Origin of the sequence: Streptomyces sp. NPDC003720 (assembly GCF_042875075.1) — a bacterium.
GTDB lineage: Bacteria > Actinomycetota > Actinomycetes > Streptomycetales > Streptomycetaceae > Streptomyces.
Genome location: NZ_JBIANZ010000001.1, coordinates 346,838 through 371,710 on the forward strand (window position 1 = coordinate 346,838; position 24,873 = coordinate 371,710).

22 protein-coding genes are annotated in these 24,873 nt (G+C 74.7%); 12 read left to right on the top strand and 10 right to left on the bottom strand.

Going from position 1 to position 24,873, the window contains the following annotated elements; all coding sequences use genetic code 11:
* Positions 1-26 precede the first annotated feature (26 nt).
* The gene (locus ACFYU0_RS01880; RefSeq protein WP_389297106.1) at positions 27-917 is read left to right on the top strand and encodes a ketose-bisphosphate aldolase; all 891 of its coding nucleotides are present in this window, start codon (positions 27-29) and stop codon (positions 915-917) included.
* Here ACFYU0_RS01880 and ACFYU0_RS01885 read toward each other — a convergent pair.
* Positions 904-2,040 (bottom strand): methyltransferase, encoded by a 1,137-nt coding sequence (locus ACFYU0_RS01885; protein ID WP_389297948.1) that lies wholly within the window; start codon positions 2,038-2,040, stop codon positions 904-906. The two genes, ACFYU0_RS01880 and ACFYU0_RS01885, sit on opposite strands and share 14 nt — an antisense overlap.
* Positions 2,041-2,126: 86 nt before the next feature.
* Here ACFYU0_RS01885 and ACFYU0_RS01890 point away from each other — a divergent pair, with 86 nt between their 5' ends.
* Genes ACFYU0_RS01890 through ACFYU0_RS01900 form a run of 3 tightly spaced genes read left to right on the top strand, consistent with a single transcriptional unit; the run spans position 2,127 to position 4,791 of the window.
* A complete protein-coding gene (locus ACFYU0_RS01890; RefSeq protein WP_351661235.1) occupies positions 2,127-2,777 on the top strand; it encodes an alpha-ketoglutarate-dependent dioxygenase AlkB in 651 nt (216 codons plus the stop codon).
* A gap of 47 nt (positions 2,778-2,824) precedes the next feature.
* Positions 2,825-4,060 carry an ROK family protein gene (locus ACFYU0_RS01895; protein WP_389297108.1) on the top strand — a complete coding sequence of 412 codons (1,236 nt, stop codon included), beginning with the start codon at positions 2,825-2,827 and terminating at the stop codon, positions 4,058-4,060.
* Complete coding sequence (locus ACFYU0_RS01900) at positions 4,057-4,791, top strand: NUDIX domain-containing protein (RefSeq protein ID WP_389297110.1); 735 nt, start codon at positions 4,057-4,059, stop codon at positions 4,789-4,791. The genes ACFYU0_RS01895 and ACFYU0_RS01900 overlap by 4 nt, the downstream gene beginning before the upstream one ends.
* Positions 4,792-5,247: 456 nt before the next feature.
* Here the strand turns inward: ACFYU0_RS01900 and ACFYU0_RS01905 are convergent, their stop codons facing one another.
* Both ACFYU0_RS01905 and ACFYU0_RS01910 read right to left on the bottom strand, forming a co-directional pair.
* Positions 5,248-5,847, bottom strand: a complete 600-nt coding sequence (locus ACFYU0_RS01905; RefSeq protein WP_389297112.1) for an ATP-binding protein — start codon at positions 5,845-5,847, stop codon at positions 5,248-5,250.
* 207 nt (positions 5,848-6,054) lie between these two features.
* Positions 6,055-6,378, bottom strand: coding sequence for a hypothetical protein (locus tag ACFYU0_RS01910; protein WP_351660537.1), 324 nt, complete (start codon positions 6,376-6,378; stop codon positions 6,055-6,057).
* A 379-nt stretch (positions 6,379-6,757) separates the two neighbouring features.
* Here ACFYU0_RS01910 and ACFYU0_RS01915 point away from each other — a divergent pair, with 379 nt between their 5' ends.
* Positions 6,758-7,882 carry a PLP-dependent cysteine synthase family protein gene (locus tag ACFYU0_RS01915; RefSeq protein WP_389297115.1) on the top strand — a complete coding sequence of 375 codons (1,125 nt, stop codon included), beginning with the start codon at positions 6,758-6,760 and terminating at the stop codon, positions 7,880-7,882.
* Positions 7,883-7,900: 18 nt separating this feature from the next.
* Here the strand turns inward: ACFYU0_RS01915 and ACFYU0_RS01920 are convergent, their stop codons facing one another.
* Positions 7,901-8,731, bottom strand: coding sequence for a DeoR/GlpR family DNA-binding transcription regulator (locus ACFYU0_RS01920; protein WP_351660543.1), 831 nt, complete (start codon positions 8,729-8,731; stop codon positions 7,901-7,903).
* A gap of 304 nt (positions 8,732-9,035) precedes the next feature.
* Between ACFYU0_RS01920 and ACFYU0_RS01925 the strand changes: the two genes are divergently transcribed.
* Positions 9,036-11,366, top strand: coding sequence for a hypothetical protein (locus tag ACFYU0_RS01925; protein WP_389297116.1), 2,331 nt, complete (start codon positions 9,036-9,038; stop codon positions 11,364-11,366).
* Positions 11,367-11,389: 23 nt separating this feature from the next.
* On the opposite strand, the gene ACFYU0_RS01930 is transcribed toward ACFYU0_RS01925, so the two are convergent.
* The 4 genes from ACFYU0_RS01930 to ACFYU0_RS01945 all read right to left on the bottom strand — a co-directional run bounded on the left by ACFYU0_RS01930 (position 11,390) and on the right by ACFYU0_RS01945 (position 16,007).
* Positions 11,390-13,828 carry a right-handed parallel beta-helix repeat-containing protein gene (locus tag ACFYU0_RS01930; RefSeq protein ID WP_389297118.1) on the bottom strand — a complete coding sequence of 813 codons (2,439 nt, stop codon included), beginning with the start codon at positions 13,826-13,828 and terminating at the stop codon, positions 11,390-11,392.
* Between the two features lie 111 nt (positions 13,829-13,939).
* Positions 13,940-14,545, bottom strand: coding sequence for a hypothetical protein (locus ACFYU0_RS01935; RefSeq protein ID WP_389297120.1), 606 nt, complete (start codon positions 14,543-14,545; stop codon positions 13,940-13,942).
* Positions 14,546-14,696: 151 nt separating this feature from the next.
* Positions 14,697-15,521 (bottom strand): MOSC domain-containing protein, encoded by an 825-nt coding sequence (locus tag ACFYU0_RS01940; RefSeq protein ID WP_389297122.1) that lies wholly within the window; start codon positions 15,519-15,521, stop codon positions 14,697-14,699.
* 42 nt (positions 15,522-15,563) lie between these two features.
* Entirely contained in the window at positions 15,564-16,007 is a 444-nt protein-coding gene (locus tag ACFYU0_RS01945; protein ID WP_389297124.1) for a DUF6643 family protein, read from the bottom strand.
* A 292-nt stretch (positions 16,008-16,299) separates the two neighbouring features.
* Here ACFYU0_RS01945 and ACFYU0_RS01950 point away from each other — a divergent pair, with 292 nt between their 5' ends.
* Positions 16,300-17,619 (top strand): TerD family protein, encoded by a 1,320-nt coding sequence (locus ACFYU0_RS01950; RefSeq protein WP_389297126.1) that lies wholly within the window; start codon positions 16,300-16,302, stop codon positions 17,617-17,619.
* A 6-nt stretch (positions 17,620-17,625) separates the two neighbouring features.
* Here ACFYU0_RS01950 and ACFYU0_RS01955 read toward each other — a convergent pair whose 3' ends face one another.
* A complete protein-coding gene (locus tag ACFYU0_RS01955) occupies positions 17,626-18,819 on the bottom strand; it encodes a glycosyltransferase (protein ID WP_389297128.1) in 1,194 nt (397 codons plus the stop codon).
* A gap of 39 nt (positions 18,820-18,858) precedes the next feature.
* On the opposite strand from ACFYU0_RS01955, the gene ACFYU0_RS01960 reads away from it, so the two are divergent.
* Both ACFYU0_RS01960 and ACFYU0_RS01965 read left to right on the top strand, forming a co-directional pair.
* On the top strand, positions 18,859-19,653 hold the full coding sequence (locus ACFYU0_RS01960) for a glutamate racemase (protein WP_389297130.1): 795 nt from the start codon (positions 18,859-18,861) through the stop codon (positions 19,651-19,653).
* Between the two features lie 95 nt (positions 19,654-19,748).
* Positions 19,749-20,294 carry a hypothetical protein gene (locus ACFYU0_RS01965; RefSeq protein ID WP_389297132.1) on the top strand — a complete coding sequence of 182 codons (546 nt, stop codon included), beginning with the start codon at positions 19,749-19,751 and terminating at the stop codon, positions 20,292-20,294.
* A 208-nt stretch (positions 20,295-20,502) separates the two neighbouring features.
* Here ACFYU0_RS01965 and ACFYU0_RS01970 read toward each other — a convergent pair whose 3' ends face one another.
* Positions 20,503-21,474: an O-antigen ligase family protein gene (locus tag ACFYU0_RS01970; RefSeq protein ID WP_389297134.1), complete on the bottom strand. Its 972-nt coding sequence runs from the start codon at positions 21,472-21,474 to the stop codon at positions 20,503-20,505.
* Positions 21,475-21,781: 307 nt separating this feature from the next.
* Here ACFYU0_RS01970 and lnt point away from each other — a divergent pair, with 307 nt between their 5' ends.
* The 3 genes from lnt (at position 21,782) to ACFYU0_RS01985 (ending at position 24,814) form a co-directional block, all read left to right on the top strand.
* Positions 21,782-23,392 carry an apolipoprotein N-acyltransferase gene (gene lnt / locus ACFYU0_RS01975; protein WP_389297136.1) on the top strand — a complete coding sequence of 537 codons (1,611 nt, stop codon included), beginning with the start codon at positions 21,782-21,784 and terminating at the stop codon, positions 23,390-23,392.
* Between the two features lie 66 nt (positions 23,393-23,458).
* On the top strand, positions 23,459-23,938 hold the full coding sequence (locus tag ACFYU0_RS01980) for an NUDIX domain-containing protein (RefSeq protein WP_389297138.1): 480 nt from the start codon (positions 23,459-23,461) through the stop codon (positions 23,936-23,938).
* Positions 23,939-23,992: 54 nt separating this feature from the next.
* On the top strand, positions 23,993-24,814 hold the full coding sequence (locus tag ACFYU0_RS01985) for a 3-hydroxybutyrate dehydrogenase (RefSeq protein WP_389297140.1): 822 nt from the start codon (positions 23,993-23,995) through the stop codon (positions 24,812-24,814).
* Positions 24,815-24,873: the final 59 nt, after the last annotated feature.

Here is a 24,873-nt window from a genome sequence, read left to right on the forward strand (position 1 = left end):
CCGCCCTTCCGGAAGGGAGACATGCCGTGCCCCTGGCCACCACCGGCGAGCTGGTCACCCGCGCCGCCGAAACCCGCTCCGCCGTCGCCGCGTTCAACGTCATCACCCTGGAACACGTCGAAGCCGTCATCGCCGGCGCCGAGTCCTCCGGCGCCCCCGTGATCCTCCAAGTCAGCGAGAACGCGGTGAAGTTCCGCTACGGCCGCCTGCTCCCGCTGGCCCGCGCCGCCGTCGCCGCCGCCGAACGCGCCGACGTCCCCGTCGCGCTGCACCTCGACCACGTCAAGAGCGACGACCTGCTGCGCCAGGCCTCCGGCGCCGGGTTCGGCTCGGTGATGTACGACGCCGCCCACCTGCCCTACGCCGAGAACCTCGCCGCGACCCGGGCCGCCGCCGACTGGGCCCACTCCCGGCGCCTGTGGATCGAGGCGGAGCTGGGACAGATCGGCGGCAAGGACGGCCGGCCCCCGCTCGACGCCCACGCACCCGGCGCGCGCACCGACCCGGCCCAGGCGGGCGACTTCGTCACCGCCACCGGGGTCGACGCGCTCGCCGTCGCCATCGGCAGCGTCCACGCCATGACCACCCGCACCGCGACCCTGGACCACGCCCTGCTCGGGCGGCTGTCCGCCGCACTGTCCGTGCCCCTGGTCCTGCACGGCTCCTCCGGCGTGCCGGACCACGGCCTGGTGGCCGCCGTCGCGGGCGGCATCACCAAGGTCAACGTCGGCACCGCCCTCAACGCCGCCATGACCGGTGCGGTCAGGGACTTCCTGGCCGCCCACCCGGAGGCCGTCGACTCCCGCACGTACCTGCACGTGGGGAGGGAGGCGATGGCCCGGGAAGTGGCCCGGATCATCGGGGTCCTGACCAGCGGCCGGACCGCGTCCCCCGACCAGGCGGTCAGCCCCGCTTGACCGCCTTCAGCACCACGAACTTCGGATCGCTCGCCACCAGCGTGCTGTTGCCGAACAGCCGCTTCAGCTTGACGTGGTAGCCCAGATGCCGGTTGCCGATCACCCACAGCTCGCCACCGGGGCGCAGCGCCCGCTTCGCCCCGGTGAACATCCGCCAGGCCGTCGCGTCGGTGGTCGCCTGGTGGGAGTGGAACGGCGGGTTGTTCAGCACGAGGTCCACGGTGCCGGGCGCCACCCCCGCCAGCCCGTCCCCGACCCGGAACTCCGCGTGCCCCGGCACCCCGTTGGCCTTGTACGTCGCCTCGGCGGAGGCCACGGCCTGGAACGACTCGTCCACGAACAGCACTTCGGCCTCCGGATCGGCCAGCGCCATCGCCGTGCCGACCACGCCGTTGCCGCAGCCGAGGTCCGCCACCCGCCCGACGCCCGGCCCGGTGGGCAGGTGCCGCAGGAAGAAGCGGGTGCCGATGTCGAGCCGGTCGGCGCAGAAGACACCCGCGTGGTTGACCACCGGGCGCCCGGAGACCGCCCCGAGGTCCCCTGGCAGGTCGTAGCCGTACGGCCACGGGTTCGCGGGCCGCTCCAGGGCGGGGTCCGGGGAGCAGTGGATCAGCCGGGCCTTCTGCCGGGCCAGTGAGGTCCGGGTCGGCCCGAGAATCCGCTCGAACAGGTTCAGCGTGGAGGTGTGGATCTCCTTCACCATCCCGGTGCCGACCACGACCGTGCCCGCGTGCACGGCGGGCGCGAGCCGCAGCAGCTGGTCCTCCAGCAGCGCCAGGCTCTTCGGCACTCGCACGAGCAGCACGTCCACCCGCTCCGGCGGCGGGTCCTGGGTGGTCAGCAGCCGCACGGCACCGGGTTCGACGCCCGCCCGGGCCAGGTTCGCCCGGGTCGCCTCCTGCCCGAGGAAGGAGTCGGTGATCTGCGCCGGCCGGTGCCGGGCGAGCGCCGTGACCAGCGCGCCCCAGCGGTCCCCGACCACCACGACCGTGCCCGTCAGCGGCACCTCCTCCTCGGCCAGGTGCCGCAGCAGGTACGTGTCGGAGGCGTCCCAGGCGCGCAGCGGGTCGCGGGGATCCTCGGGGAAGCGGGACAGCTCGAACTCGCCCCATGGCGTCGTCATACGGTCGTTCATCGCGCTCCAGGCTAGCCGAGCCGCAGCTCACGACCGTTCCTCCCGGATGCGGCAGCATGGAGGGCATGGAAGGCATGGACGCCGGACTGTTCGCCAGGGAGCCGGCGCGGATCGCGCCGGGCGCCGTGCACGTCCCCGGCTGGCTGCCCCCCGAGCGCCGGCGCGCGCTGCTCGCCGCCTGCCGCGAGTGGGCCCGCCCCCCGGCCGGACTGCGCACCGTCCGCACCCCCGGCGGCGGCACGATGAGCGCACGGCAGGTCTGCCTGGGCCGGCACTGGTACCCGTACGGCTACGCCCCCACCGTCGTCGACGGCGACGGCACGCCCGTGAAGCCGTTCCCCGCCTGGCTGGACGAGCTGGCCCGGACCGCCGTGACCGACGCGCTCGGCCGGCGCGCGCTCCCGGCCGAGCCGTACGACATCGCACTGATCAACTTCTACGACGGCGACGCCCGCATGGGCATGCACCGCGACAGCGACGAGCGGTCGGACGCGCCGGTCGTGTCGCTGAGCCTGGGCGACACCTGCGTCTTCAGGTTCGGCAACACCGAGACCCGCACCAGGCCGTACACGGACGTCGAACTGCGCGACGGCGACCTGTTCGTGTTCGGCGGGCCGTCCCGGCAGGCCTTCCACGGGGTGCCGCGGGTGCGTCCGGGCACGGCGCCGCCGGAACTCGGGCTGACCGGGCGGCTGAACATCACCCTGCGGGTCAGCGGACTGTAGACCCGGCACGGGCCACGACGGCTGCGGATCATGGGAGACTCGCCCTCATGAGCGGCAAGGCGGACCCCCGTAGGGCGGGGGAAGGGACCACCTCGAGGGCGCGGCTGGACCGGGGGCGCGGCGCGCTCGGACCCGCGCTGGAGCTCGTGCACACCGGGCGGGCGCCGACCCGGGCCGTGCTCACCGCCGAACTCGGAGTGACCCGGGCGACCGCCGGAGCGGTGGCGGCCGAGCTGGAGGCGCTCGGACTGATCCGGGTGAACGCCCGGCCGGGCGCGGCGGCCGGGTCCCAGGGGCGCCCCTCGCACCGTCTCGAGGTCGCCGAGGACGGCCCGGTGGTGCTCGCCGCGCAGGTCCACGCCGACGGCTTCCGGGCCGCGCTGGTGGGCCTCGGCGGGCGGATCGTGGCGACGGCGCCCGGCTGCGAGACCGTGGACGCGGACCCCGCGAAGGTGCTCGGCTCGGTCGTCGAGGCGGGCGCCGAACTCCTGCACACCACCGGCCGCCGCTGCGTGGGCGCCGGACTCGCCGTGCCCTCCGCCGTCGCCGAACCCGACGGCCTGGCCCTCAACCCGCTCCACCTGGCCTGGCCGGTGGGCGCGCCGGTCCGCCGGATCTTCGCGGAGTGCGTGCGGGCCGCCGGCATCACCGGCCCCGCCTTCGCGGCCAACGACGTCAACCTGGCCGCGCTCGCCGAGCACCGGCACGGCGCCGGCCGGGGCGCCCGGGACCTGCTGTGCGTGGCCACCGGGCACCGGGGCGTGGGCGGCGCACTGGTCCTCGACGGCCGCCTGCACATGGGGAGTTCGGGCCTCGCCCTGGAGGTCGGGCATCTCACCGTCAATCCGGAGGGCCGGCCCTGCCACTGCGGCAGCCGCGGCTGCCTCGACGTGGAGACGGACCCGCTGGCCCTGCTCGTCGAGGCGGGCCGCGAGCCGGGTCCCGAGGTCTCCCTGCTCCAGCAGGCCGACGACATGCTGCGCGAGCAGTACGGCGACCCGGCCGTGCGCACCGCCGCCGAGGCCCTGATCGACCGCCTCGGACTCGGCCTGGCCGGTCTGGTCAACATCCTCAATCCCGACCGCATCATCCTCGGCGGCCTGCACCGCACCCTGCTCGACGCCGACCCCGGACGCCTGCGCGCGGTGGTCGCCGACCGCAGCCTGTGGGGGCAGAGCGGCGGCGTCCCCGTCCTGGCCTGCACCCTGGACCACAACAGCCTGGTCGGCGCGGCCGAACTGGCCTGGCAGCCGGTGCTGGACGATCCGCTGTCGGTGCTGTGACGCGGGCCGGGCACGTGGAGCTGCTGGACGCCCCGCGCATCCGGCTCGTCGAGACCGCCGCGCCCGAGCTGTCCCCGGATCACCGGTCGGCCATGGACCGCCGGTGGGCGCAGGCGGTACGGGCCAACCCGGCGCTCTTCGACGGTCCGGTGGCCGCGCTGACCGGCCTGCAGCGGGACGGGCGGGACGGACTGGTGCTGTCGTGGGCCCGGGCCACCTACCGGTACCGCGCGCTGCGCGGGGTGCCGGACGCGCCGGTGTGCTGTTCCCTGTTCGTCTCCGTGGTGCAGCCGTCCGGCGACGGCCGCCTGATGGTGGGGCGGATGGCCGCCTCGACCGCGGCGCCGGGCCGCTGGCAGCTCCCCGGCGGGACCGTCGAGCCGCCGGAGGAGGGCGCAGAGCTGGACGTCGACGGGCTGCGCCGGCACGCGGCCCGCGAGCTGTCCGAGGAGACCGGCTCCGACACCCCCGCCGAGGCCCTGACCCTGTGGCTGACCACCCGGGGTGCGGGCGGCGGCGTCGGCGTCATGTTCCTCGCCCCGCCGTGCCCCGACCGGGAACTGCGCGAGCGGTACGCGCGGCTGGTGAGCACCGAGACGGGCGAGGGCCGCGAGCCCGAGTTCGACCGGATCGCACTGATCCGGCCGCCGGCCGGCCTGGACGCCCTGGAGGGGCCGCACGTGGACTACCTGGAACCGGTCCTCCGCCACTACGCGGATACCGAGGTCTGAGCCGTGGGTCGGCCGCGGTGGGGGTGGTTCGGTCGCCGGGGCCGGTGGAACGGCCTGGAGGGGCCGGGCGCCGACTGCCTGGAGCCGGTTCTTCGTCGCTACGCGGATACCGAGGTCTGAGCCCTGGTTCGGCCGCGGTGGGGGCGGTTCGGTCGCCGGGGCCGGTGGAACGGCCTGAGCCGCGCGTCGGCCATGGTGGCGGGGGCAGCGATTCGGTCGCTGTGGCGGGCCGGCGGGTCCTGCGTGTCCACACACGTCCCGGAGCGGACATACATCACGCGTCCACGCGCGGAACTGACCGCCGGGTCCCGACCGCTGCCGGCGGAGACGACCGGACGGTGTGCGGCGGGGCCGGGAGCGCGCATTGCGTCCCCTCGCGGCGTCCCCTCACGGGACAGGGGCGGGCGGCCGTCGTCACCCGCCCGCTCCGTACGTCGTGGTGGCCTCACCGCCCGGTCAGCCGGGAACGGCCGACCGGGCGGGAGCGGATGCCGCGGCCGGGGCGTGAGCCGCGGCGACCGGCGTGGGCGCGGCGGTGACCGGCGTGGGCGGGACCGGGGCCGGCCGGGCCTCGGTGAGCCGGGGCGCGGGGCGCCGCTCGGCCGCCGGACGGGGCGAGCGGGCCGGCCGGCGGACCGCCGCGGACGGCGCGGGCAGCGTGAACCACACGACCTTGCCGTCGTCGCCCTCGGGGCGCGCGCCCCAGCTCTCGCTCATCGCCGCCACCATCGCCAGCCCGCGTCCGCAGGTGGCCAGCGGGACGAGGCCCGGCGCGTCGGCGGCGTCGGCGACCACGGGAAGGCGCGGATCGTGGTCGCGCACCGAGACCGTGAGCCGGTCGACCAGCAGTTCCAGCTCGACGGTGCACGACTTGTCGGGCCGGGCGTGCCGGTGGACGTTGCTGAGCAGCTCGGTCACACCGAGCGCGGCCCGGTCTATCAACGGGTCCATATGCCAGTAGCGCAACTGCGCAGATACGATTCTGCGGACCTGGCCGATCCGCGACGGCAGGGCTTGGAGCTCCACCGTGCAGTGCCTGCTTGAGTGACTGATCACGGCTGCGACTCCCCGATGTGAGGTCCGGAGGAACCGGAGGAAACACGGAGAACAAACGGATCCAGCAGGGTGCTTGCGTCCAAACGTCCGCCTGCTGTGCGGGCCGGCGGGCTGGTTCGCAGCGTTATCGCCGGTAAACCCAGAGTGACGTGAGAACAGCGTGACGCAGCGGGTGCGCTCCCGCAACTCGCCACCGCCGGTTGCCGGTCAGCCACCGCGCCCGGCCGCGCGGCGCACCGCCTCGATGAACCGCCGTGCCGCGGGCGGCCCCGGCTCGCCCGGGGCGGGGTCGTGCTCACCCAGCGTCAGCGAGTACCGCTTGCCGTTGAGATCCGCGTGCGCCCGGTCCTCCGGGGCGAACCACGGCCTTGAGGCGCGCACCGCCTGCACCGGCGCGCTGTCGATCTCGCTGCCGTAGCTGGTCAGCAACTCCACCCGGCCGTCGCTGATCCGGACCTGCCCGGCCCGGGTGAGCGAACGCAGCCGTTTGCCGATCCGCACGCCCTTGGCCGTGAACTCCGGCTCCGCCATGTCCTGCCGCCCCCTTGTGCGCGTCCTTCGCCGCGACGCCGGACCGCGTGGGTCCGGATCCGGCCCGTGTCCGGTCGTACCGGTCCGGGCCGGCGCGGTGCTGTGGTCCAGTGTGCGCCGCTGTCCGGGACGATCGTCCCGTCCGGTGCAGTCTGCCTCCGCGAGGTCGGGAGCACCAGTGCGCAGGGGGCGCGCGCGGGGGGCGCCCGGAGCACTCGCGCCCGTGCGCCCCGGGGCGCCTCGCACCGCTGCGCCCCAGCCTCCCTTTGACCGGCTCAAAGATGCGTTTATGCAGGTGAGAACAGGTGTGGAAGGTGCCTATGATGCGAAGTGCCGGCCGCCGGAGGCGCCGTCGGCGCTCAGCGTAAGGAGCCCCGCCGTGAGCACCACCCCACAGACCCGGACCGGCGCCACCCTCGACGTCGACCGCAGCGACGCCGCCTACCGCGGCTGGCTGAAAGACGCCGTCCGCAAGGTCCAGGCCGACGCCAACCGCTCGGCGGACACGCACCTGCTGCGCTTCCCGCTGCCCGAGCGGTGGGGCATCGACCTCTACCTGAAGGACGAGTCGACGCACCCCACCGGCAGCCTCAAGCACCGGCTCGCCCGCTCACTCTTCCTCTACGGCCTGTGCAATGGCTGGATCCGGCCGGACCGCCCGGTGATCGAGGCGTCCAGCGGCTCCACCGCCGTCTCCGAGGCGTACTTCGCGAAGCTCATCGGCGTGCCCTTCATCGCGGTCATGCCGCGCACGACGAGCGCCGAGAAGTGCCGTCTGATCGAGTTCCACGGCGGCCGGTGCCACTTCGTGGACGACTCCCGGAAGATGTACGAGGAGTCCGCCCGTCTCGCGGTGGAGACCGGCGGCCACTACATGGACCAGTTCACCTACGCCGAGCGGGCCACCGACTGGCGCGGCAACAACAACATCGCCGAATCCATCTTCCGCCAGCTGGAGTTGGAGCGTTTCCCGGAGCCCGCCTGGATCGTCGCCACGGCCGGCACCGGCGGCACCTCGGCCACCCTGGCGCGCTACGTGCACTACATGCAGTACGACACCCGCATCTGCGTCGCCGACCCGGACAACTCCTGTTTCTTCGAGGGCTGGACCACCGGCGATCCGGACGTCACCTGTGACTGCGGCTCCCGGATCGAGGGCATCGGCCGGCCGCGCATGGAGCCCAGCTTCGTGCCCGGAGCGATCGACCGGATGATGAAGGTCCCGGACGCGGCCAGCGTCGCCGCCGTACGGGCCCTGGAGCGGGTCATCGGGCGCAAGGCGGGCGGCTCGACGGGCACCGGCCTGTGGAGCGCGCTGAAGATCGTCTCCGAGATGGTGGCCGAGGGCCGCACCGGCAGCGTCGTCACCCTGCTGTGCGACCCGGGAGACCGCTACCTGGACAAGTACTTCTCCGACTCCTGGCTCGAGGAGCAGGGACTGGACATCGCCCCCTACACGGCCACTATCGAGTCGCTGCTGGCCACGGGCGTGTGGCCGGACTGAATGCCGGCCGACGCGCCGTCAGACGTCCTCGTCGTCCTCGGTCTCGCCGGCCACCACCAGCCGGTGCAGATGCTCCGCGATCTCCGCGCGTGCCTCGGCGGGCAGACCCGCGTCGGTGACCAGCGTGTCCACCTGCGCCAGCCCGGCGAACGAACTCAGGCCCACCGTGCCCCACTTGGTGTGGTCGGCCACCACGACCACGCGGCGCGCCGACTGCACCAGCCGGCGGTTCGTCTCCGCCTCCGCGAGGTTCGGCGTGGACAGTCCGGCCTCCACCGATATCCCGTGCACCCCGAGGAACAGCAGATCGAAGTGGAGCGCGGCGATCGCCTGGTCCGCCACCGGGCCCACCAGTGAGTCGGACGGGGTGCGCACCCCGCCGGTCAGCACCACCGTCGCCGCGCCCTGCCGCTGTCCCGAGGTGCGCTGCGCCGCGTGGAAGACGTCGGCGACCCGCACCGAGTTCGTCACCACGGTGAGGTCGGGCACCTCCAGCAGGTGCTGCGCGAGCGCGTAGGTCGTCGTACCGCCGGACAGGGCGATCGCCGTGCCCGGGGCGACCAGCCGGGCGGCGGAGCGCGCGATGTCCTCCTTGGCGGTCAGCTCCAGGGCCGACTTCGCCTCGAAACCGGGCTCGTGCGTGCTCGCCTCGACCACCGGGACCGCGCCGCCGTGCACCTTCTCCAGCATGCCCTGGCGGGCCAGCGCGTCCAGATCGCGCCGCACGGTCATGTCGGACACTCCGAGCTTGCGGGTCAGCTCGTTGACCCGGACGCCGCCCCTGCGCCGGACCTCGTCCAGGATCAGGGCGCGGCGCTGCTCCGCGAGGAGGTTCTGATTCTCACTCACGTACGCTCCGGTCCCTTCGCCGCGATCCGTCGTCCGACCCGCCCGCCGCACCGGCTCCGACCTGGAGGTCCAGCGGTCCGCCGTGCACGGGCGTTCCATCTTTTCACGGGACGGCGGCGGTCGCGCCACCGCCTTTCCCGACGCGCACATGCCATCCCGCCCTGCCCGGCGCCGGGGACCCGGTCCGCTTTCACACGGATCGGGGAGATTCCGTGACGGGAGGTGTACGAGGGCCCGGAAACGGAGAACCTGAAGCCCGCGTGGACAGGTGTCCAGCAGGCGTGTCACGGGGGAAGTACTGACAGTGGATCGGGCGCAGGAACGCAATCCCGGACCGGAGACGGACGGCTCCGCCTTACGGCCCGCACCGGCCGGTGCCGAACTGGAACTCCTGGTGCACGGCGTCGGCGGCAGCACCCCCGAGAAGATGCTCGGCGACCCGCGCACCGTCAGGATCACCGGCGACGAGACCGCCGCGATCTTCCGGCGCGCCGCCGACGCCGCGAGACCGGTCGCCGCGGACGGACCCCGCGGCGAACCGGTCCGCGAGGCGTACGTCTGGTGCAACCTCACCTCCGGCGACGGCACCCGCGCCCTGTGGCTCCTGCTGCTGCCCTTCATGGTGGTGAACCTGGCCCACTGGATGCGCCCCGCCGCCCACGGCCGCAGGCGCACCGTCCGGCTCTACGGACTCCTCGTTCGGCTGGCCGCGCTCACCCTCACCGTGCTGTTCACGGCCGCCGCCTGCGAGGTCGCCCTCGACCTGGTCGCCTGGCAGTGCGCGGGCGTCGCGGACTGCGCGCGCCGCCACACCTGGCTGGGCTTCCTCTCCCCGGCCGCCGCCGGCGACGCCTGGTGGACCCAGCCCGGCCGCCGCCTCGCGCTCGCCGCGCTGATCCCGGTCGCGCTGACCGCCCTGCTCTGGTACCTCTCGCACCGCACCTGGAACGCCTACGAGTCCCACCAGCCGATGTCCCGCGACCCCGAGCCCGAGCCCGACGCGAGTGCCCTGGCCCGGCCCGGTTTCTGGTACGGGCGCCGCCTTGTGGCCCGGTTGCGCGCCGCCCACACCGCGGCGGGCCTGCTCACGGTCGCCGCCGCCGTCGCCACGCCCACGGCCCGCTTCGACCACCGCCCCGGCGGCCCGGCCGTCCTGGACCTGCTCGGGTGGCTCCTCGCCGCGGCCCTGCTCGGCTGCGCGGGCGCCGTGGTGGCCGTCGTCTGCCGCCGCGGCCGCAGCGAGCGGTGCCCCGACCACCGGCTCGACCGCCACCTGGTACGCCGCCTGCCGGTCGCCGCGCTCGTCCTGCTGCTGCTCACCCTCGTCCACGCCGCCTGGTCCCGCCCCGGCTGGCGGTCCGCCGGCCGGCTGCCCGGCGACACGGCCTTCGGCACCCTCATGCTGACCCAGGGACTGCTCGTCGTCGTCCTCGCCGCCGTCGCCCACGACCTGTACCGCAGGCGCCCCGACCCGCGCGCCGCGGGGCACGGGCTCGGCGGTCCCGCGGTCGCGCTGCTCGCCTGCGCGCTGGGCGGTGTGATGTCCGGCGGCGTCGCGCAGCGCGTCGCCGACTGGCTGGACGGCACCCGTGCCCTCCTCGACGGTCCGCCGGTCCTGCTGACCTGGCAGGCCTCCGTCATCCCGCCGCTGCTCGCGGTGTTGCTGGTCCTCGCCGCCCACCTGGCCCGGCGCACCGCGCGGCTCGCCCGCGCCGAGCGCGACCGGGTGCGGCACGAGCACCCCGGCGAGCCCGAGGACCCCTCCCGCACCCGCCGTATCGCCCACGCACGGGCCATGGCCACCCTCACCGACCGGACGCCCCTGGTCATCGGCGTACTCTGCGCCACCACCCTGCTGCTGGGCGCCGCCGCGCTCGCCGGCGCCCTGGCCACCGGCAAGCCCCCCGAAGGCGCGGCCCGGCGCACGTACGACGTCGTCCAGGCGGCCGCCGAGACCTCACAGGCACTGGGCTCCTGGCTGGTCGGCATAGGCTTCCTGCTGTTCGTCACCTGGGGCCGGCGCGCCTACCGGGACGCCTCCGCCCGGCGCACCATCGGCATCCTCTGGGACGTCGGCACCTTCTGGCCGCGCGCCGCCCACCCGTTCGCCCCGCCCTGCTACGCCGAGCGTGCGGTGCCGGACCTGACCTGGCGGATGGCGACCTGGACCGCGCGCACCGAGGGTCGCCTCGTCCTGTCCGGCCACTCCCAGGGCAGCGTGCTGGCCGCCTCCGCCGCCTGGCAGCTCAGCCCCTCGGCCCGCCGGCGCGTGGCACTGCTCACCTACGGCTCCCCGCTGGAACGTCTCTACGGCCGCTGGTTCCCGGCGCACTTCGGCCCGGCCGCGCTGGCCGCCCTGCACCGGGACGTCGCCTGCTGGCGCAACCTCCACCGCCCCACCGATCCCATCGGCGGCCCGGTCCGTCTGCCCGGCGACTGCGGCCCCGAGGTCGACCACGAGCCCCTGCGCGACCCCCTCGCCTACGGCCGCACCCCCGAGCACCCGCTGCCGGCCCCGATCCTCGGCCACTCCGACTACCAGGCCGACCCGGCCTTCGCCCGCGAACGGGCCCGCCTCCTGGCCCGGCTGCGCCCGGACCTGCCCACCCAGCGCCCCGAACGCCCGGAACCATGACGCTCCCAGGCCGGACACCGCGGTCAGGGCAGCTCGGGCAGGTCCTCGGCGTACAGCAGGGTCAGGTCGTCGGTACTGGGGTCGGCGACCTGGGCGACCCGGCTCGCGTGCCGCTCCACCATCGCCTCGAAGGTCTGGCGCGCGGTCCGGCCGTTGCCGAACGCGGCGCCCTTCGGGATCGCCGTGAAGTACTTGAGCAGCGCCTCCGACGCCCCCGGGGTCAGCCGGTACTCGTGCTCGTCGGCCTGCTGCTCCACGATCCTGAGCAGTTCGTCCGGGCCGTAGTCGCCGAAGGTGATGGTCCGTGAGAAGCGGGAGGCGACGCCGGGGTTCACGGAGAGGAAGCGCTCCATCTCGGCCGTGTAGCCGGCGACGATCACCACGACCGCGTCCCGGTGGTCCTCCATCAGCTTCACCAGCGTGTCGATGGCCTCCTTGCCGAAGTCGCGGCCGGCGTCCTCCGGGGACAGCGCGTACGCCTCGTCGATGAACAGCACACCGCCGCGCGCCCGCTGGAAGGCCTCCTGGGTGCGGATCGCGGTCGAGCCGATGTGCTCGCCGACCAGGTCGACCCGCGACACCTCGACCAGATGCCCCTTCTCCAGCACCCCGAGGGAGGCGAGGATCTCGCCGTACAGCCGGGCCACCGTCGTCTTGCCCGTGCCGGGGGAGCCGGTGAACACCAGGTGCCGCTTGACCGAGGCGGCCTTCAGGCCCGCCTGCTGCCGGCGCCGGCCCACCTCGATCATGTCGGTCAGCGCCCGGACCTCCCGCTTGACGCTCTCCAGGCCCACCAGGGCGTCCAGCTCGCCCAGCACGGCCTTCGAGGAGCGGGCCGGCTGCTCCGGCTCGGCGGCGACGGCCGGTTCCGCGTCCAGGGCGCGCTGGCCGGGGATCGCCCCGAGCAGGCCCGCGGAGGAGGGGGACGCCGACTGCTCGGCCGTCTCGCGCTGGGCCGGCGGCCGGATGCCGCCGCTCTCGTCGCTGGTGCAGTCCTCCACCACCGGCCCCGTCCCGGAGCCCGTGTCCGGCCCGGCGTCCGCGAACTCGTAACCACCGCGCGCACAACGCTCCGTGCGGCACTTGCGCAGCGTCGTGCGGCAGCCGTCGATCACATGGAAGCCGTAGCCGCCGCTGCCGCTGACCCGGCAGTTCACGAACGTGCCCCGGCCGCCCGCCGACACGTAGAAGCCCGCCTCGGCGGGGGAGTCGACCGTGCACCGCTCGACGGTGGGGTCGGCGCCCTTGGTGACGATCACACCGGTCTGGGTGCCGTCCAGGGTGCAGTTGCCGAGGTTGCCGCCGCTGCCGTGGTCGCGGAACCAGGCGCCGGTGGCCGCGTCCCGGATCCGGCAGTCGTCGAGCTGCGCGGTCGCGCCGTCGCTCACCGACACCGCCGTGTTGCGCACCTGGTACAGATCGCTGTCCACGACGTCCGCGCGCGAGCCGCGGTCCAGCACGAACAGCGCGTCCGGCACGTCGTGCACCCGGCAGGCGTCGAGCACCGCGGTCGCGCCGTCGCTCACCCACACCGCCGGGTAGTCACCGGTGCTGTCGAAGATCTCGCACTGGTTCGCGTCGACCCGGGTGCCCGGGTCCCACACGGACAGGCCGTTGCGGCCGAACTGACGCACCGTCGTCCGGGTCAGCGTGAGCACCGAGCGGGAGCGCAGGTCGATCGCGTTCTCCGGGACGTCGTGGATGCGGCAGTCGGCGAGCGTGAGCACCGCGTCCGTGTCCAGCGTGACGCCGTCGGCCGTGGTGCGGTGCAGATCGCAGTCGGTGAGATGGGCCGTGGCCCGCCCGGTGATCTGCACTCCGGAGCCCCGGACCTCGTACACCTCGCAACCGACCGCCTCCAGCGCCGAGTTCTCCCCGGTCGCGGTCAGCCCGTTGCCAGCGGCGTGGTGCACCCGGCAGCGCTCCAGCCGGGGACGGCCGCCGCCGTGCACCGACACCCCCGCCTGACCCGCCGCGACGACCTCGCACTCCTCGAACACCCCGCCCGCGCCGTCGAGTACGGCGATGCCGATGCCGGCCGGATTGTCGACGGTGCAGCGGCGCACGGTCGGCCGCGCCCCGCCCCGGACCTCGATGCCCGCGGCGGACCGGGTGACGATCCGCACGTCCATCAGCTCGGGCGTGCCCTCCTCCACCAGCAGGGCGGGGGCCGCCGCGTCCTGGCCCTCCACGTGCAGGTCCTGCACCACCGCCGAGGCCCGCACGGTCAGCGGGACACCGTCCGCCGGCGCGATCCGCACCGAGCCCGGGGCGCCCTCGGGACCCCGCAGGGTCACCGGCCGCCGCACGACCAGGTTCTCCCGGTACGTGCCGGGGGCGATGGTGAGGACGTCGCCGTCGGCGGCGGCCTCCAGGGCTGCGGCGAGCGAAGCGTACTCACCCGTGCGGCGACGCCACCGCGACGTACCGCTGTGCGTCACCTGGACCGTGCCCTGTGCCATGGCGTTGCCGTGCCCCCACCTCGTAGTACGCGGGTTTTGGTGCCGAGTGCGAGTCGGCCGCTCCACCGTAGCGTGCGCGCGGGTGGTGGGATGACCAGAGGCGGAAGGCCGTCAGCTGCCGGTGCCCGCCTTGCCCCAGTCCGGACCCGCCCGGTCCCAGGCCCGGTCCCAACGCGCGTACCTGCGGCGGACCATGCGCCACACGACCAGCCGCCGGCCGCACTCGATCAGGCCGGCGGTCAGCAACGCGGCGCCCAGACCCGCGAGTACGGCATGCGTCGTCGCCGTGGGGGAGTCCAGCGGGCGTGTCGTCACCCGGCCGTGCCGGTCCGTCCAGAGCGCGAAGCGGTCGCCCGCGTCCGGCGATCTGAGTTTCGCCAGGGCCGCGCCGCGCCGGTGCCGGCCGTCGGGCGCCGTCCACTCCGCGAGGACCCGGCTGTGCGCGTCCCCCACGGCGCTGGTGTCGGGGTCGGTCTCCACCGGAGCGCCGCCGAGTCTTCGCACCACGGTCGCCGTGACGAGGTGGCGTTCGCGCTGCTGCTCGCGCGCCGATCGCTGCAGGGAGCCGTGAGCCGTCACTCCGACCAGGGCGCCGGTCACCGGCGCGGCCACGGCGATCAGCACCAGTGCCACGAGCGCCACCCAGGCCTCGGTCAGATCGGTCGCACGGCGCAGCGGATTCCCCCGCCAGCGCCACAGTCCCCCGATGGCCCGCACGCCCCCACCCCCTTCCGCTCCTCGGTGGTCCCCCGAGGAGCCGCCCGCCCACCCCGGCCCGGGCCGCGAGTGCTCCCACTCCCGGCCCCGACCGTTCACGCATCGCTCATGGTGTCCCAACGACCGGGCCCCGCGCCGGGGTTCCCGGGAGTCACGACGACACCCGTACCGGGTCGCCCACCCGGATGGTGCCGGGCGCGAGCGGCACCAGGTTCTGCCCGAACAGCAGCCGGCCGCCGGCCTTGCGGTGCCGGGCCAGGGTGTGCAGGGGTTCGCGGCCGCGCCGGGCGGTGTCCTGGTCGGTCGTGGTCACCACGCAGCGCGCGCAGGGCCTGGCGACCCGGAAGTCCACCTCGCCGATGGAGAGGCCCGACCAGCCGTCCTCCGCCCACGGCTCGGTGCCCTCGACGACCACGCTCGGACGGAAGCGGTTCATCGGCAGCGGGCCCTCCTGCGCGTGATCGCCCCGTGCCACCAGTTCGTTCAGGGCGTCGAGGGAGGCGATGGTGGTGACCAGCAGCGGATAGCCGTCGGCGAAGCTCACCGTCTCGCCCGGCCGCGCGTAATCGGGGTCCAGCGGCCGGCGGGAGGCCGGGTCGTCCATGTGGACCAGACGGACCCCGGCGCCCAGAAGATCCGAACACCACGCGTGGGCGGCGCCGGACGCCGGGACCGCCGCCACCTTGGTGCCGAACACGCTCGCCGGGACCGTGGCGACCGGTTCCGGGACCGCGACCTCCAGCGGTTCACGTCCGGGCCCCGACAGAAGGATGCCGCCGCCGGGCAAGGGCTCGGCGGCGGCGAGCGCGAGACGCGGCTGCTCGCGCTGTGTGACGACCTTTCCCCCGTCGTCGATCAGTGTCCAGCGTCGGTCCCCGGCCAGCCCCCAGGGCTCCACCACGGCCTCCCGGGGCGAGACGCCCCGGAACGCCTTGACCGGATGGACGTGGATCGACCGCAGTCGTGCGTTCCCCATGCGGCCATCGTGCCAGGTGGCGGCGGCAGCCGGGGCTGCGGGTCAGTAGCCGCGGTACTGCTGGTTGTTGTACGGGTCCTGGTACGGCGCCGCCGCGGGTCGCGGGGCGGCCGGACGCATCGCCTCGTACCCCGTGCCGCCGCCCATCGGGCGCTGCTGCTGCTGCGGCGCCTGCGGGCCTGGGTAGCCGCGCGGCGCGCTCGCCTGCTGCGGGATGTACGCCGTGGGCGCCTGCTGCAGCGGGGCGGGCTGCGGCATCTGCGGGTACCCGTAGGCGGGGGCCGACTGGTACGACGGGCCGGCCGGGAGGGCGGGCAGCGCCGACGGCAGGGCGGGCAGGTTGCTGCCGGTGTCGTACGCGGCGGGGACCCGGATCGGGGCGATCTGCGGGGTGCCCCGCTCGGCCACGAGCGAGTCGTAGATCGGGGTGTCCGGGAAGGAGGCGGAGTAGTAGCCGCCGCCATAAGTGGAGCGGGGGGAGGTCATGGCACATAAGTTAAGCCCACGATGTGCTGGTTGGGGAGACCGATAAGAGGGTTGTTTTCCGTGTCGGCCGTGACGCGGGATCCCCAATACGAGCGAACTCGGCAAAAAAGGACGCCGATCCGGGTTTGGATCCTGTAAAGGCCGAGTTCCTGGCGGGTTACCGGCGGTTGACCGGCGGTCTTCGCCGGCCGGCCCGCGCCGCTCGGGTGCGTTCGCCGCTCCCGGGAATAGGTTGGGTGGGTAGCGATCATCCGGGGCGCCCGGGAACGTCCGGGGCGCACACCGACACGTGATGGGGGCGGACATGACAATGGCGAAAGGATCGAATGCGCCGGTGCCGACCACGGCCCTGCGCGTCGAATTGGGCTGGCGCCCGGGGCCCGCGGTGCCCGACGCGGACGCCTCGGCGCTGCTGCTGACGGCCGGAAAGGTCCGCTCCGACGGGGACTTCGTCTTCTACAACCAGCCCGCTCACGCCTCCGGCGCGGTCCGGCACCAGGGCAAGCGGACCGCCGGCGAGCGGATCACCGACACCCTCCTCGTCGACCTCGCGCGCGTGGAGAGCGGGATCGACCGGATCGTCCTCGCGGCCTCGGCCGACGGCGGGACGTTCGGGCAGGTGCCCGGCCTCTACGTCGAGGTGACCGAGGAGAGCGGCGGTGCGGTGGTGGCCCGCTTCGACAGCCCCGGCGCGACCTCCGAGACCGCCTTCCTGCTCGGCGAGTTCTACCGGCGCCAGGGCGGCTGGAAGTTCCGCGCCGTCGGCCAGGGGTACAGCAGCGGACTCGAGGGCCTGGCGACGGACTTCGGCATCACGGTCGACGAACCTCAGCGGCACGCGCCGCCGCCCCCGCCCCCGTCGCCCGCCGCGCCGCCGCCCTCCCGGCCCGCCGCACCCCCGCCCGCCACGCAGCCGGTGACCCCGCCGCCGCCGGTCACCACGCCGGTCCCGCTGCCGCCGCCCCCGGCGGCCGCCGCGCCGGTCCGCCTCTCCAAGGTCACCCTCACCAAGGCCGCCCCGTCCGTCTCGCTGGCCAAGCAGGGCGGCACCTCCGGGGCCATGCGGGTCAACCTCAACTGGCAGGTGCGCAAGCAGTTCCCGGGCCGGCGCGGCCGCTGGGGCGGCGGTCAGGGCGACGTCGACCTCGACCTGTGTGCCCTGTACGAACTCGCCGACGGGCGCAAGGGCGTCGTACAGGCCCTCGGCAACGCCTTCGGATCGCTGGACCGTCCGCCGTACATCCACCTGGACGGCGACGACCGCACCGGCGCCGTGGCGAGCGGCGAGAACCTCACCGTCAACCTCGACCACAAACAGGACTTCCGGCGCATCCTGGTCTTCGTCACCATCTACGAGGGCGCCGCCTCCTTCGCCGACCTGCACGCCACGGTCACCCTCCAGCCCCAGCACGGCGCGCCGATCGACTTCTCGCTGGACGAGTGCACGGTCCCGTCCACGGTCTGCGCGCTCGCCCTGATCACCGGCACGGACGGCGACCTCGTCGTCCAGCGCGAGGCGCGGTACCTGGTGCCCGACCGCGGAGTGAGTCCGCAGCGGACCATAGACCGCGTCTACGGCTGGGGCATGAACTGGACGCCCGGCCGCAAGTGAGCCGGGTCAGCCCTCGTCGGGCCGCACCTCCGGACGCGCGTAGGTGCGGCCCTTCCAGGCCGCACCCCGCCCCCGGTAGTGCTGCACGGCCGAGTCCACCGTCATCAGGAGATAAAGGAGAGCGGTGAACGGCAGCAGCGGCGCGAGCCACAGCGGCTGCCGGTAGTAGCGGAGCATCGGCAGGTACGTTCCCGCCATCACCGCCCACGCCAGCCCGCCCGCCACCGCTGCGGCCGTGGACCCCCCGGCCGTCCCCGCCACCACGGCCGCGGGCGGCGCCAGGTACACCAGGGCGAGTCCGGCGACCGTGCCGAGCAGCAGCGACGGGCTGTGCCGCAACTGGGCGTAGGCGCTGCGCGAGACCATCCGCCACAGGTCGTGCAGCCGCGGATAGGGCCGCACGCTGTCCACCCGGTCGGCCAGCCCGAGCCAGACATGACCGCCGGCGCGCTTCACCGCGCGCGCGAGGGCGACGTCGTCGATCACGGCGTGCCGGATGGCGTCCGGGATCCCCGCCCGCCGCGCCATGCCGGCGCGCAGCAGTACGCAGCCGCCGGCCGCCGCCGCCGTCCGCGACCCCCGCCGGCCGATCCGGCGGAACGGGTAGAGCTGCGCGAAGAAGTAGACGAACGCCGGCACCACGAGCCGCTCCCACAGGCTCTCCACCCGCAGCCGCGCCATCAGCGACACCGCGTCGAAGCCGCCCGTGCGGGCCGCCGCCACCAGCTCCCGCAGACTGTCCGGCGCGTGCGCGATGTCGGCGTCCGTCAGGAGCAGGTACTCGGGGTCACGCGCGTGCGCGAGGGCGACGCCGTGCCGTACCGCCCACAGCTTGCCCGTCCAGCCGGCCGGCGGCTCGCCGGGGGAGGCCACCGTCAGCGGCAGCCCTCCGTGCCGGCGGGACAGCTCGCGCGCGAGCTCCCCGGTGCCGTCCGTGCTCCCGTCGTCCACCAGGACGACCTCGGCGCGCCCCGGATAGTCCTGGGCGAGCAGCGACGGCAGACTCGCGGGCAGCACCTCGGCCTCGTCCCGGGCCGGAACCACGACGCACACCGGCGGCCAGTCACCGGGAGTGCGGCGCGGTGGCAGCCGGACGTCCGTGCGCCAGAAGAAGCCCTGGCACAGCAGCAGCCAGCACCAGGCGGCGAGGGAGGCGACGGCGATCCACACGATGGCGCTCACGGGCGCAGTCTGCCCCACCCGACCGGCCGATCGGGGCCCATCGTCTATCGTGGCCGGGTGAAGATCGCGCTCATGGACTCCGGAATCGGCCTGCTGGCGGCCACCGCCGCGGTACGGCGCCTGCGGCCCGACGCGGACCTCGTCCTCTCCCTCGACCCCGACGGCATGCCCTGGGGGCCGCGCACCACCGAGGACCTCACCGCACGCGCCCTGGCCGTCGCCGAGGCCGCCGCGGCCCACCGGCCGGACGCCCTGATCATCGGCTGCAACACCGCCACCGTGCACGCGCTGCCCGCCCTGCGCGCCCGGCTGGAGCCCGGCATCCCGGTGATCGGCACGGTCCCGGCGATCAAGCCGGCCGTCGCCGGGGGCGGGCCGGTCGCCATCTGGGCCACGCCCGCCACCACCGGAAGCCCCTACCAGCGCGGTCTCATCGAGCAGTTCGCCGACGGCGTCCGGGTCGCCGAGGTGCCCTGCTGGGGGCTGGCCGAGGCCGTGGAGCACGCGGACGAGGCGGCCGTCGACGCGGCCGTCGCCGCCGCGGCCGCGCTGACCCCGGACGACGTCACCACCGTCGTCCTCGGCTGCACCCACTACGAACTGGTGGCGGACCGCATCCGCGCCGCCGTACGGAACGGAAGCGCCGCCCCGCTCGCCCTGCACGGCTCCGCCGGGGCGGTCGCCGCCCAGGCCCTGCGCCGCCTCGGCGAACAAGCCGCCCCCGAGGCCCCGGCCGAAGGCACGCTGACGGTGCTGCTCAGCGGTCGCGAGGGCGCGCTGCCCGCGGCCGCGCTGCGCTATGCCGAGGGCCGGCTGCTGCCGTCCGCCGGGCCGCTCGCCGACCGGCGCTGACCCGGAGATCCCCGCGGCCGGCGCCTGGGCCGCCCGAAGGAGTCACGCTCCGCGAGCGGGTACCCGCGCACCGAAACCTGAGTAACCTCGTATCCATGAGCGAGCACCGCCGCACCGAGGACGCCTCGCACCCCGACGTCTGGACCGGACGCGCCACCAACCGGGTCCAGTGGCTGCTGGCGCTGGTGGGCGCCGCCTGCATGGCCCTCGGTATCGAACTGGCCGTGGAATCCGCCTGGACCTCCGGCGTGGCCGCGCTGGCGATGTCCGTCGTCGGCTGCATCGCGGCCGGCCTGCTGGTCCTCTTCGGCACGCTGGCCTTCGTGCACGTCGACCTGAAACTCGAGAAGGACTGCCTCGAGGTGCGCTGCGGCCACATCGGTGTGCCGCGCCGCCGCATCCCGCTGTCCGAGGTCGCCGGAGCCGACTTCGCCGCCCTCGTCACCCCCTGCAACTGGGGCGGCTGGGGTTACCGCTGGCGTCCGGAGAAGGGGACCGCGGTCGTCGTCCGCCGCGGCGAGGGCATCGTGCTCAGACTCTGGGACGGCCACACCTTCACCATCACCGTGGACAACGCGGAGTCCGCGGTCAGCGTCATCAGGGCCCGGCTGCGGGCGATCACACCGGGCACCATCAGCTGACCCGCGGCCGGCGGCCGTCCCGGCCCGCGCCGACCGCTACCGCCCCGTGCCGTCCCCGGTCCGCGTCGATCCGCTACGGCTTCCTGCCGTCCCCGGCCCGCGTCGATCCGCTACCGCCGCGTGCTGTCCCTGGCCCGCGTCGATCCGCTACGGCTTCCTGCCGTCCCCGGTCGCATCGCCCGCTACGGCCACCCGCGGACGTCCATCCCTACGGCTCCCCGCCGTCCCCCGCCCATGGCCGCGCCGTCGCCCACCCCGCCAGCAGTCCCGCGCCCGCCGTCACCGTGGCGAAGCTGAGCGCGTTGCCCACTGCGGCGAGCACGGCGAGCGCGGTCAGCGCCGCGCCCGCGGTGAGGGCCACCGGCGTGGAGCGCGGAGAGCGCCACAGGGCGTGCAGGATCCAGCCGTGCACGGCGACCAGCAGCAGGACCCCGATCAGACCCTGCTCGGCCGCCTGCTGGAGCGGCGCCGAGTGCGGTCTGCCGTCGGCGAGCAGTCCCGCTCCCCGCGGACCGGCCGCCGTGAACTCGGCGAAGCGGCCCGGGCCGACGCCGAGCAGGGTGTCGCGGCCGGCCAGCCGCGCGGCGTCCCGCCACAGCCCGAGCCGGCTCGCGGTGAACCGGCCGCTCAGCGCGTCGGTGAACCCGGCGGGCAGCGCGTCCGCCGCGACCGTCCAGACCGCCGCCACGGGGACGGCCGCCGCGAGGGCCAGGCCGGCGACACCGGCGCCCCGGTACGGCATCGCGCCCGCCGCGAGCGAGCACAGCAGCACGGCCGCGCTGGCGGCGCAGCCGGCGGCCGAGCCCGTCACGGCGCCGGTCAGCGCGATGCCGGCGGCCAGCAGCCGCAGCAGGGCCCGGGTCGCGGGCCGGCGCGCCGACCAGGCGGCGCAGCAGGCCGCCCCGGTGGCGAGGGCCAGCACCGCGGCCGTGGCGCCGGCGTGCCCGAGCGGGACGGCGTACCGGGCGCCGGGGGAGAGGTCCGGCATGACCAGCGGCAGGGCCGCCCCCGCGACCGCGCCGGCCGCCGGCGCGGCCACCGGCAGCAGTGACCCGGAGATCCGCCCCGCGGCATGGCCCGCGGCCAGGGCGAGCACCGCGAGCAGCACGCCCTCGGGCCGTCCCTCGTGAGCCGCCGCCGTGATCAGCGACCAGGCGGCGCACGCCCCCAGGAGGATCATGCCCGCCCCGTCGGAAACGTTTCGTCCGGCCTCTCGGCAGCCCGCGCCGTCCGCGCCGGCCGCGGATCCCAGTTCCGTCGACCCCACCCCGTAGCCCCTCGTACCCAGGTCCCCCGACCTGTGGCGGTCCCCGGCGGAGCGCACCGGACCGGGCCGCACCGCTGAGGCTGGGCACACGGTAACGGCTGGTGGCCGATTTGTGGACGAGTCCCGCGCGAACGCATGACCGGCGACGGCACTCCTGGGGCGGCCGGGACGTCCTGGACTGCGCTGTCGGCATCGAGTGCGCCCGCCGTACACTCCCCGGGTGACCGTCACCGCAACTTCCGTGGACCAGTCCGACCAGCTCAGGCCGCCCTCCGCGAGGGGTGCGCGCGGCAGCAGGATCCGGCGACTGGTCCCGGCCGCCGCCTCCGCCCTGTGCGGCGTGCTGCTCTACGTCAGCTTCCCGCCGCGCCCCCTGTGGTGGCTGGCCCTGCCCGCCTTCGCCGGCTTCGCCTGGGTGCTGCGCGGCCGCGGCTGGAAAGCGGCCCTCGGCCTCGGCTACCTCTTCGGGCTCGGCTTCCTGCTGCCGCTGCTGGTGTGGACGGGCGTGGAGGTCGGCCCCGGCCCCTGGCTCGCTCTCGCGGCGATCGAGGCGGTCTTCGTGGCCCTGGTCGGCGTCGGCGTGGCCGCGGTGTCCAGGCTGCCTGCCTGGCCGGTGTGGGCGGCCGCCCTGTGGATCGCCGGCGAGGCGGTACGCGCGCGCGTGCCCTTCCGCGGCTTCCCCTGGGGCAAGATCGCGTTCGGCCAGGCGGACGGCGTATTCCTGCCGCTCGCCGCGGTGGGCGGCACTCCGGTGCTCGGTTTCGCCGTCGTCCTGTGCGGCTTCGGCCTGTACGAGGCCGGGCGCCTGATCGCCGAGCGGCGCCGCACCCGGACCCTGCGGCGCGGGGCGGCGGCCGCGGCCCTGCTCAGCGTCGCCGTGCCGGTCGTGGGAGCGGTCGCCGCGCGGCCGCTGGTCAGCGACGCGGCGCAGGCCGGCACCGCGACCGTCGCGGTCATCCAGGGCAACGTCCCCCGCGCCGGTCTGGAGTTCAGCGCCCAGCGCCGGGCCGTGCTCGACCACCACGCGCGCGAGACGCTCAAGCTGGCCGCCGACATCAAGGCGGGCAAGACCGCGAAGCCGGACTACGTGCTGTGGCCGGAGAACTCCTCCGACATCGACCCCTTCACCAATCCGGACGCGGCCGCCGTCATCAACGAGGCGGCCAGGGCGGTGGGGGTGCCGATCTCGGTCGGCGGGGTCGTGGAGAAGGACGGCAGGCTGCTCAACGAGCAGATCCTGTGGGACCCGGTCAAGGGGCCGACCCAGACCTACGACAAGCGCCAGGTGCAGCCGTTCGGCGAGTACCTTCCGCTGCGCGGCCTGGTCGGAGCGATCAACAAGGACTGGACCGGCATGGTCCGCCAGGACTTCAGCCGGGGCAGCGAGCCGGGCGTCTTCGACTTCGGCGGCGCCAAGGTCGGCCTCGCCACGTGCTACGAGGCCGCCTTCGACTGGGCGGTGCGGGACACCGTCACGCACGGCGCGCAGATGATCTCGGTGCCGAGCAACAACGCCACCTTCGACCGCAGCGAGATGACCTACCAGCAGCTCGCCATGTCCCGAGTCCGGGCCGTCGAGCACAGCCGGACCGTGACCGTGCCGGTCACCAGCGGCGTCAGCGCGATCATCATGCCGGACGGCACGATCACGCAGAAGACCGGCATGTTCGTGCCCGCCTACCTGGTGCAGAAGGTGCCGCTGCGCACCTCCGAGACGCCCGCGACCCGGCTCGGCATCCTGCCGGAGATCGCCCTCGTGCTGGTCGCGGCGGGTGGACTCGGCTGGGCGATCGGCTCCGGGGCGCGCGCCCGGCGCGCCGGACGCGCGTGACCGTACGGCGGTCCTGCGCCCCCTGACATGCGAGGGAGCCGTGGACCGGCCCGTTAGGGTCGGTCCATGGCTACTCCCGACTTCATCCGCACCGTCCGGGCCAGCGCCGGTCAGCAGTTGCTGTGGCTTCCCGGGGTCACCGCGATCGTCTTCGACGACGAGGGCAGAGTGCTGCTGGGCCGGCGGTCCGACACCCGCAAGTGGTCGGTGATCGGGGGCATCCCGGAACCGGGCGAGCAGCCCGCCGCCTGCGCGGTGCGGGAGGTGTTCGAGGAGACGGCGGTGGACTGCGTCCCCGAGCGGGTCGTCCTGGTCCAGGCACTGCAGCCGGTGACCTACCCCAACGGGGACGTCTGCCAGTACATGGACATCACCTTCCGCTGCCGTGCGGTGGGCGGCGAGGCCCGGGTCAACGACGACGAGTCGCTCGAGGTGGGCTGGTTCACGGTGGACGCGCTGCCGGACCTGCACGAGTTCGGGCTCTTCCGGATCAAGCAGGCCATGTCCGAGGCACCCACATGGTTCGACCCTATGACTATGGGCTGAAGTGTGGGTGGCGGCCACATGTGGTGAGGGGTGGGCCCCGCTTATCGTCGGCTCATGACCACGTCCAGCCCGCCACCGGCCGCCCAGCCCCCCGCCCCCCATGACTCCCTCGACCTCGGCGGCCGCACCGCCCTCGTCACCGGCGCCGCCAGCGGCATCGGGCGCGCCTGTGCGCTGCGGCTCGCCGCCGCCGGCGCCGAGGTGAGAGCCGTCGACCGGGACGCCGCGGGCCTCGCCGAGCTGGCGGAACTCGCCCAGCGGGCCGGCGACCTCGCGGGCACGGTCGTACCCCACGCCCTGGACCTCACCGACCTCGACGCCGCCGAGCGGGTGGCCGCCGGCACCGACGTCCTCGTCAACAACGCCGGACTCCAGCTGGTACGTCCGCTGGAGGACTTCCCGCCCGACGTCTTCCACACCGTGCTCACCGTGATGCTGGAGGCGCCGTTCCGGCTCATCCGCGGCGCCCTCCCGCACATGTACGCACAAGGATGGGGGCGGATCGTCAACGTGTCCTCCGTGCACGGACTGCGCGCCTCGGCGTTCAAGTCCGCCTACGTGGCCGCCAAGCACGGCCTCGAAGGCCTGTCCAAGACGGCCGCGCTGGAGGGCGCCCCGCACGGCGTAACCTCCAACTGCGTGAACCCCGCCTACGTCCGCACCCCGCTGGTCGAGAAGCAGATCGCCGACCAGGCGCAGGCCCACGGCATCCCCGAGGAACGCGTCCTGTCCGAGATCCTGCTGAAGGACAGCGCCGTCCAGCGGCTCATCGAACCCGAGGAGGTGGCCGACGCCGTGGCCTACCTGTGCGGTCCGCAGGCCTCCTTCGTCACCGGCACCTCCCTCGTCCTCGACGGCGGGTGGACGGCCCACTGAGCGGACCGGCGCCGCCGGGCCCGGGAGTTTTCCACAGGCCCGGCAGGCCGGACCGCCGA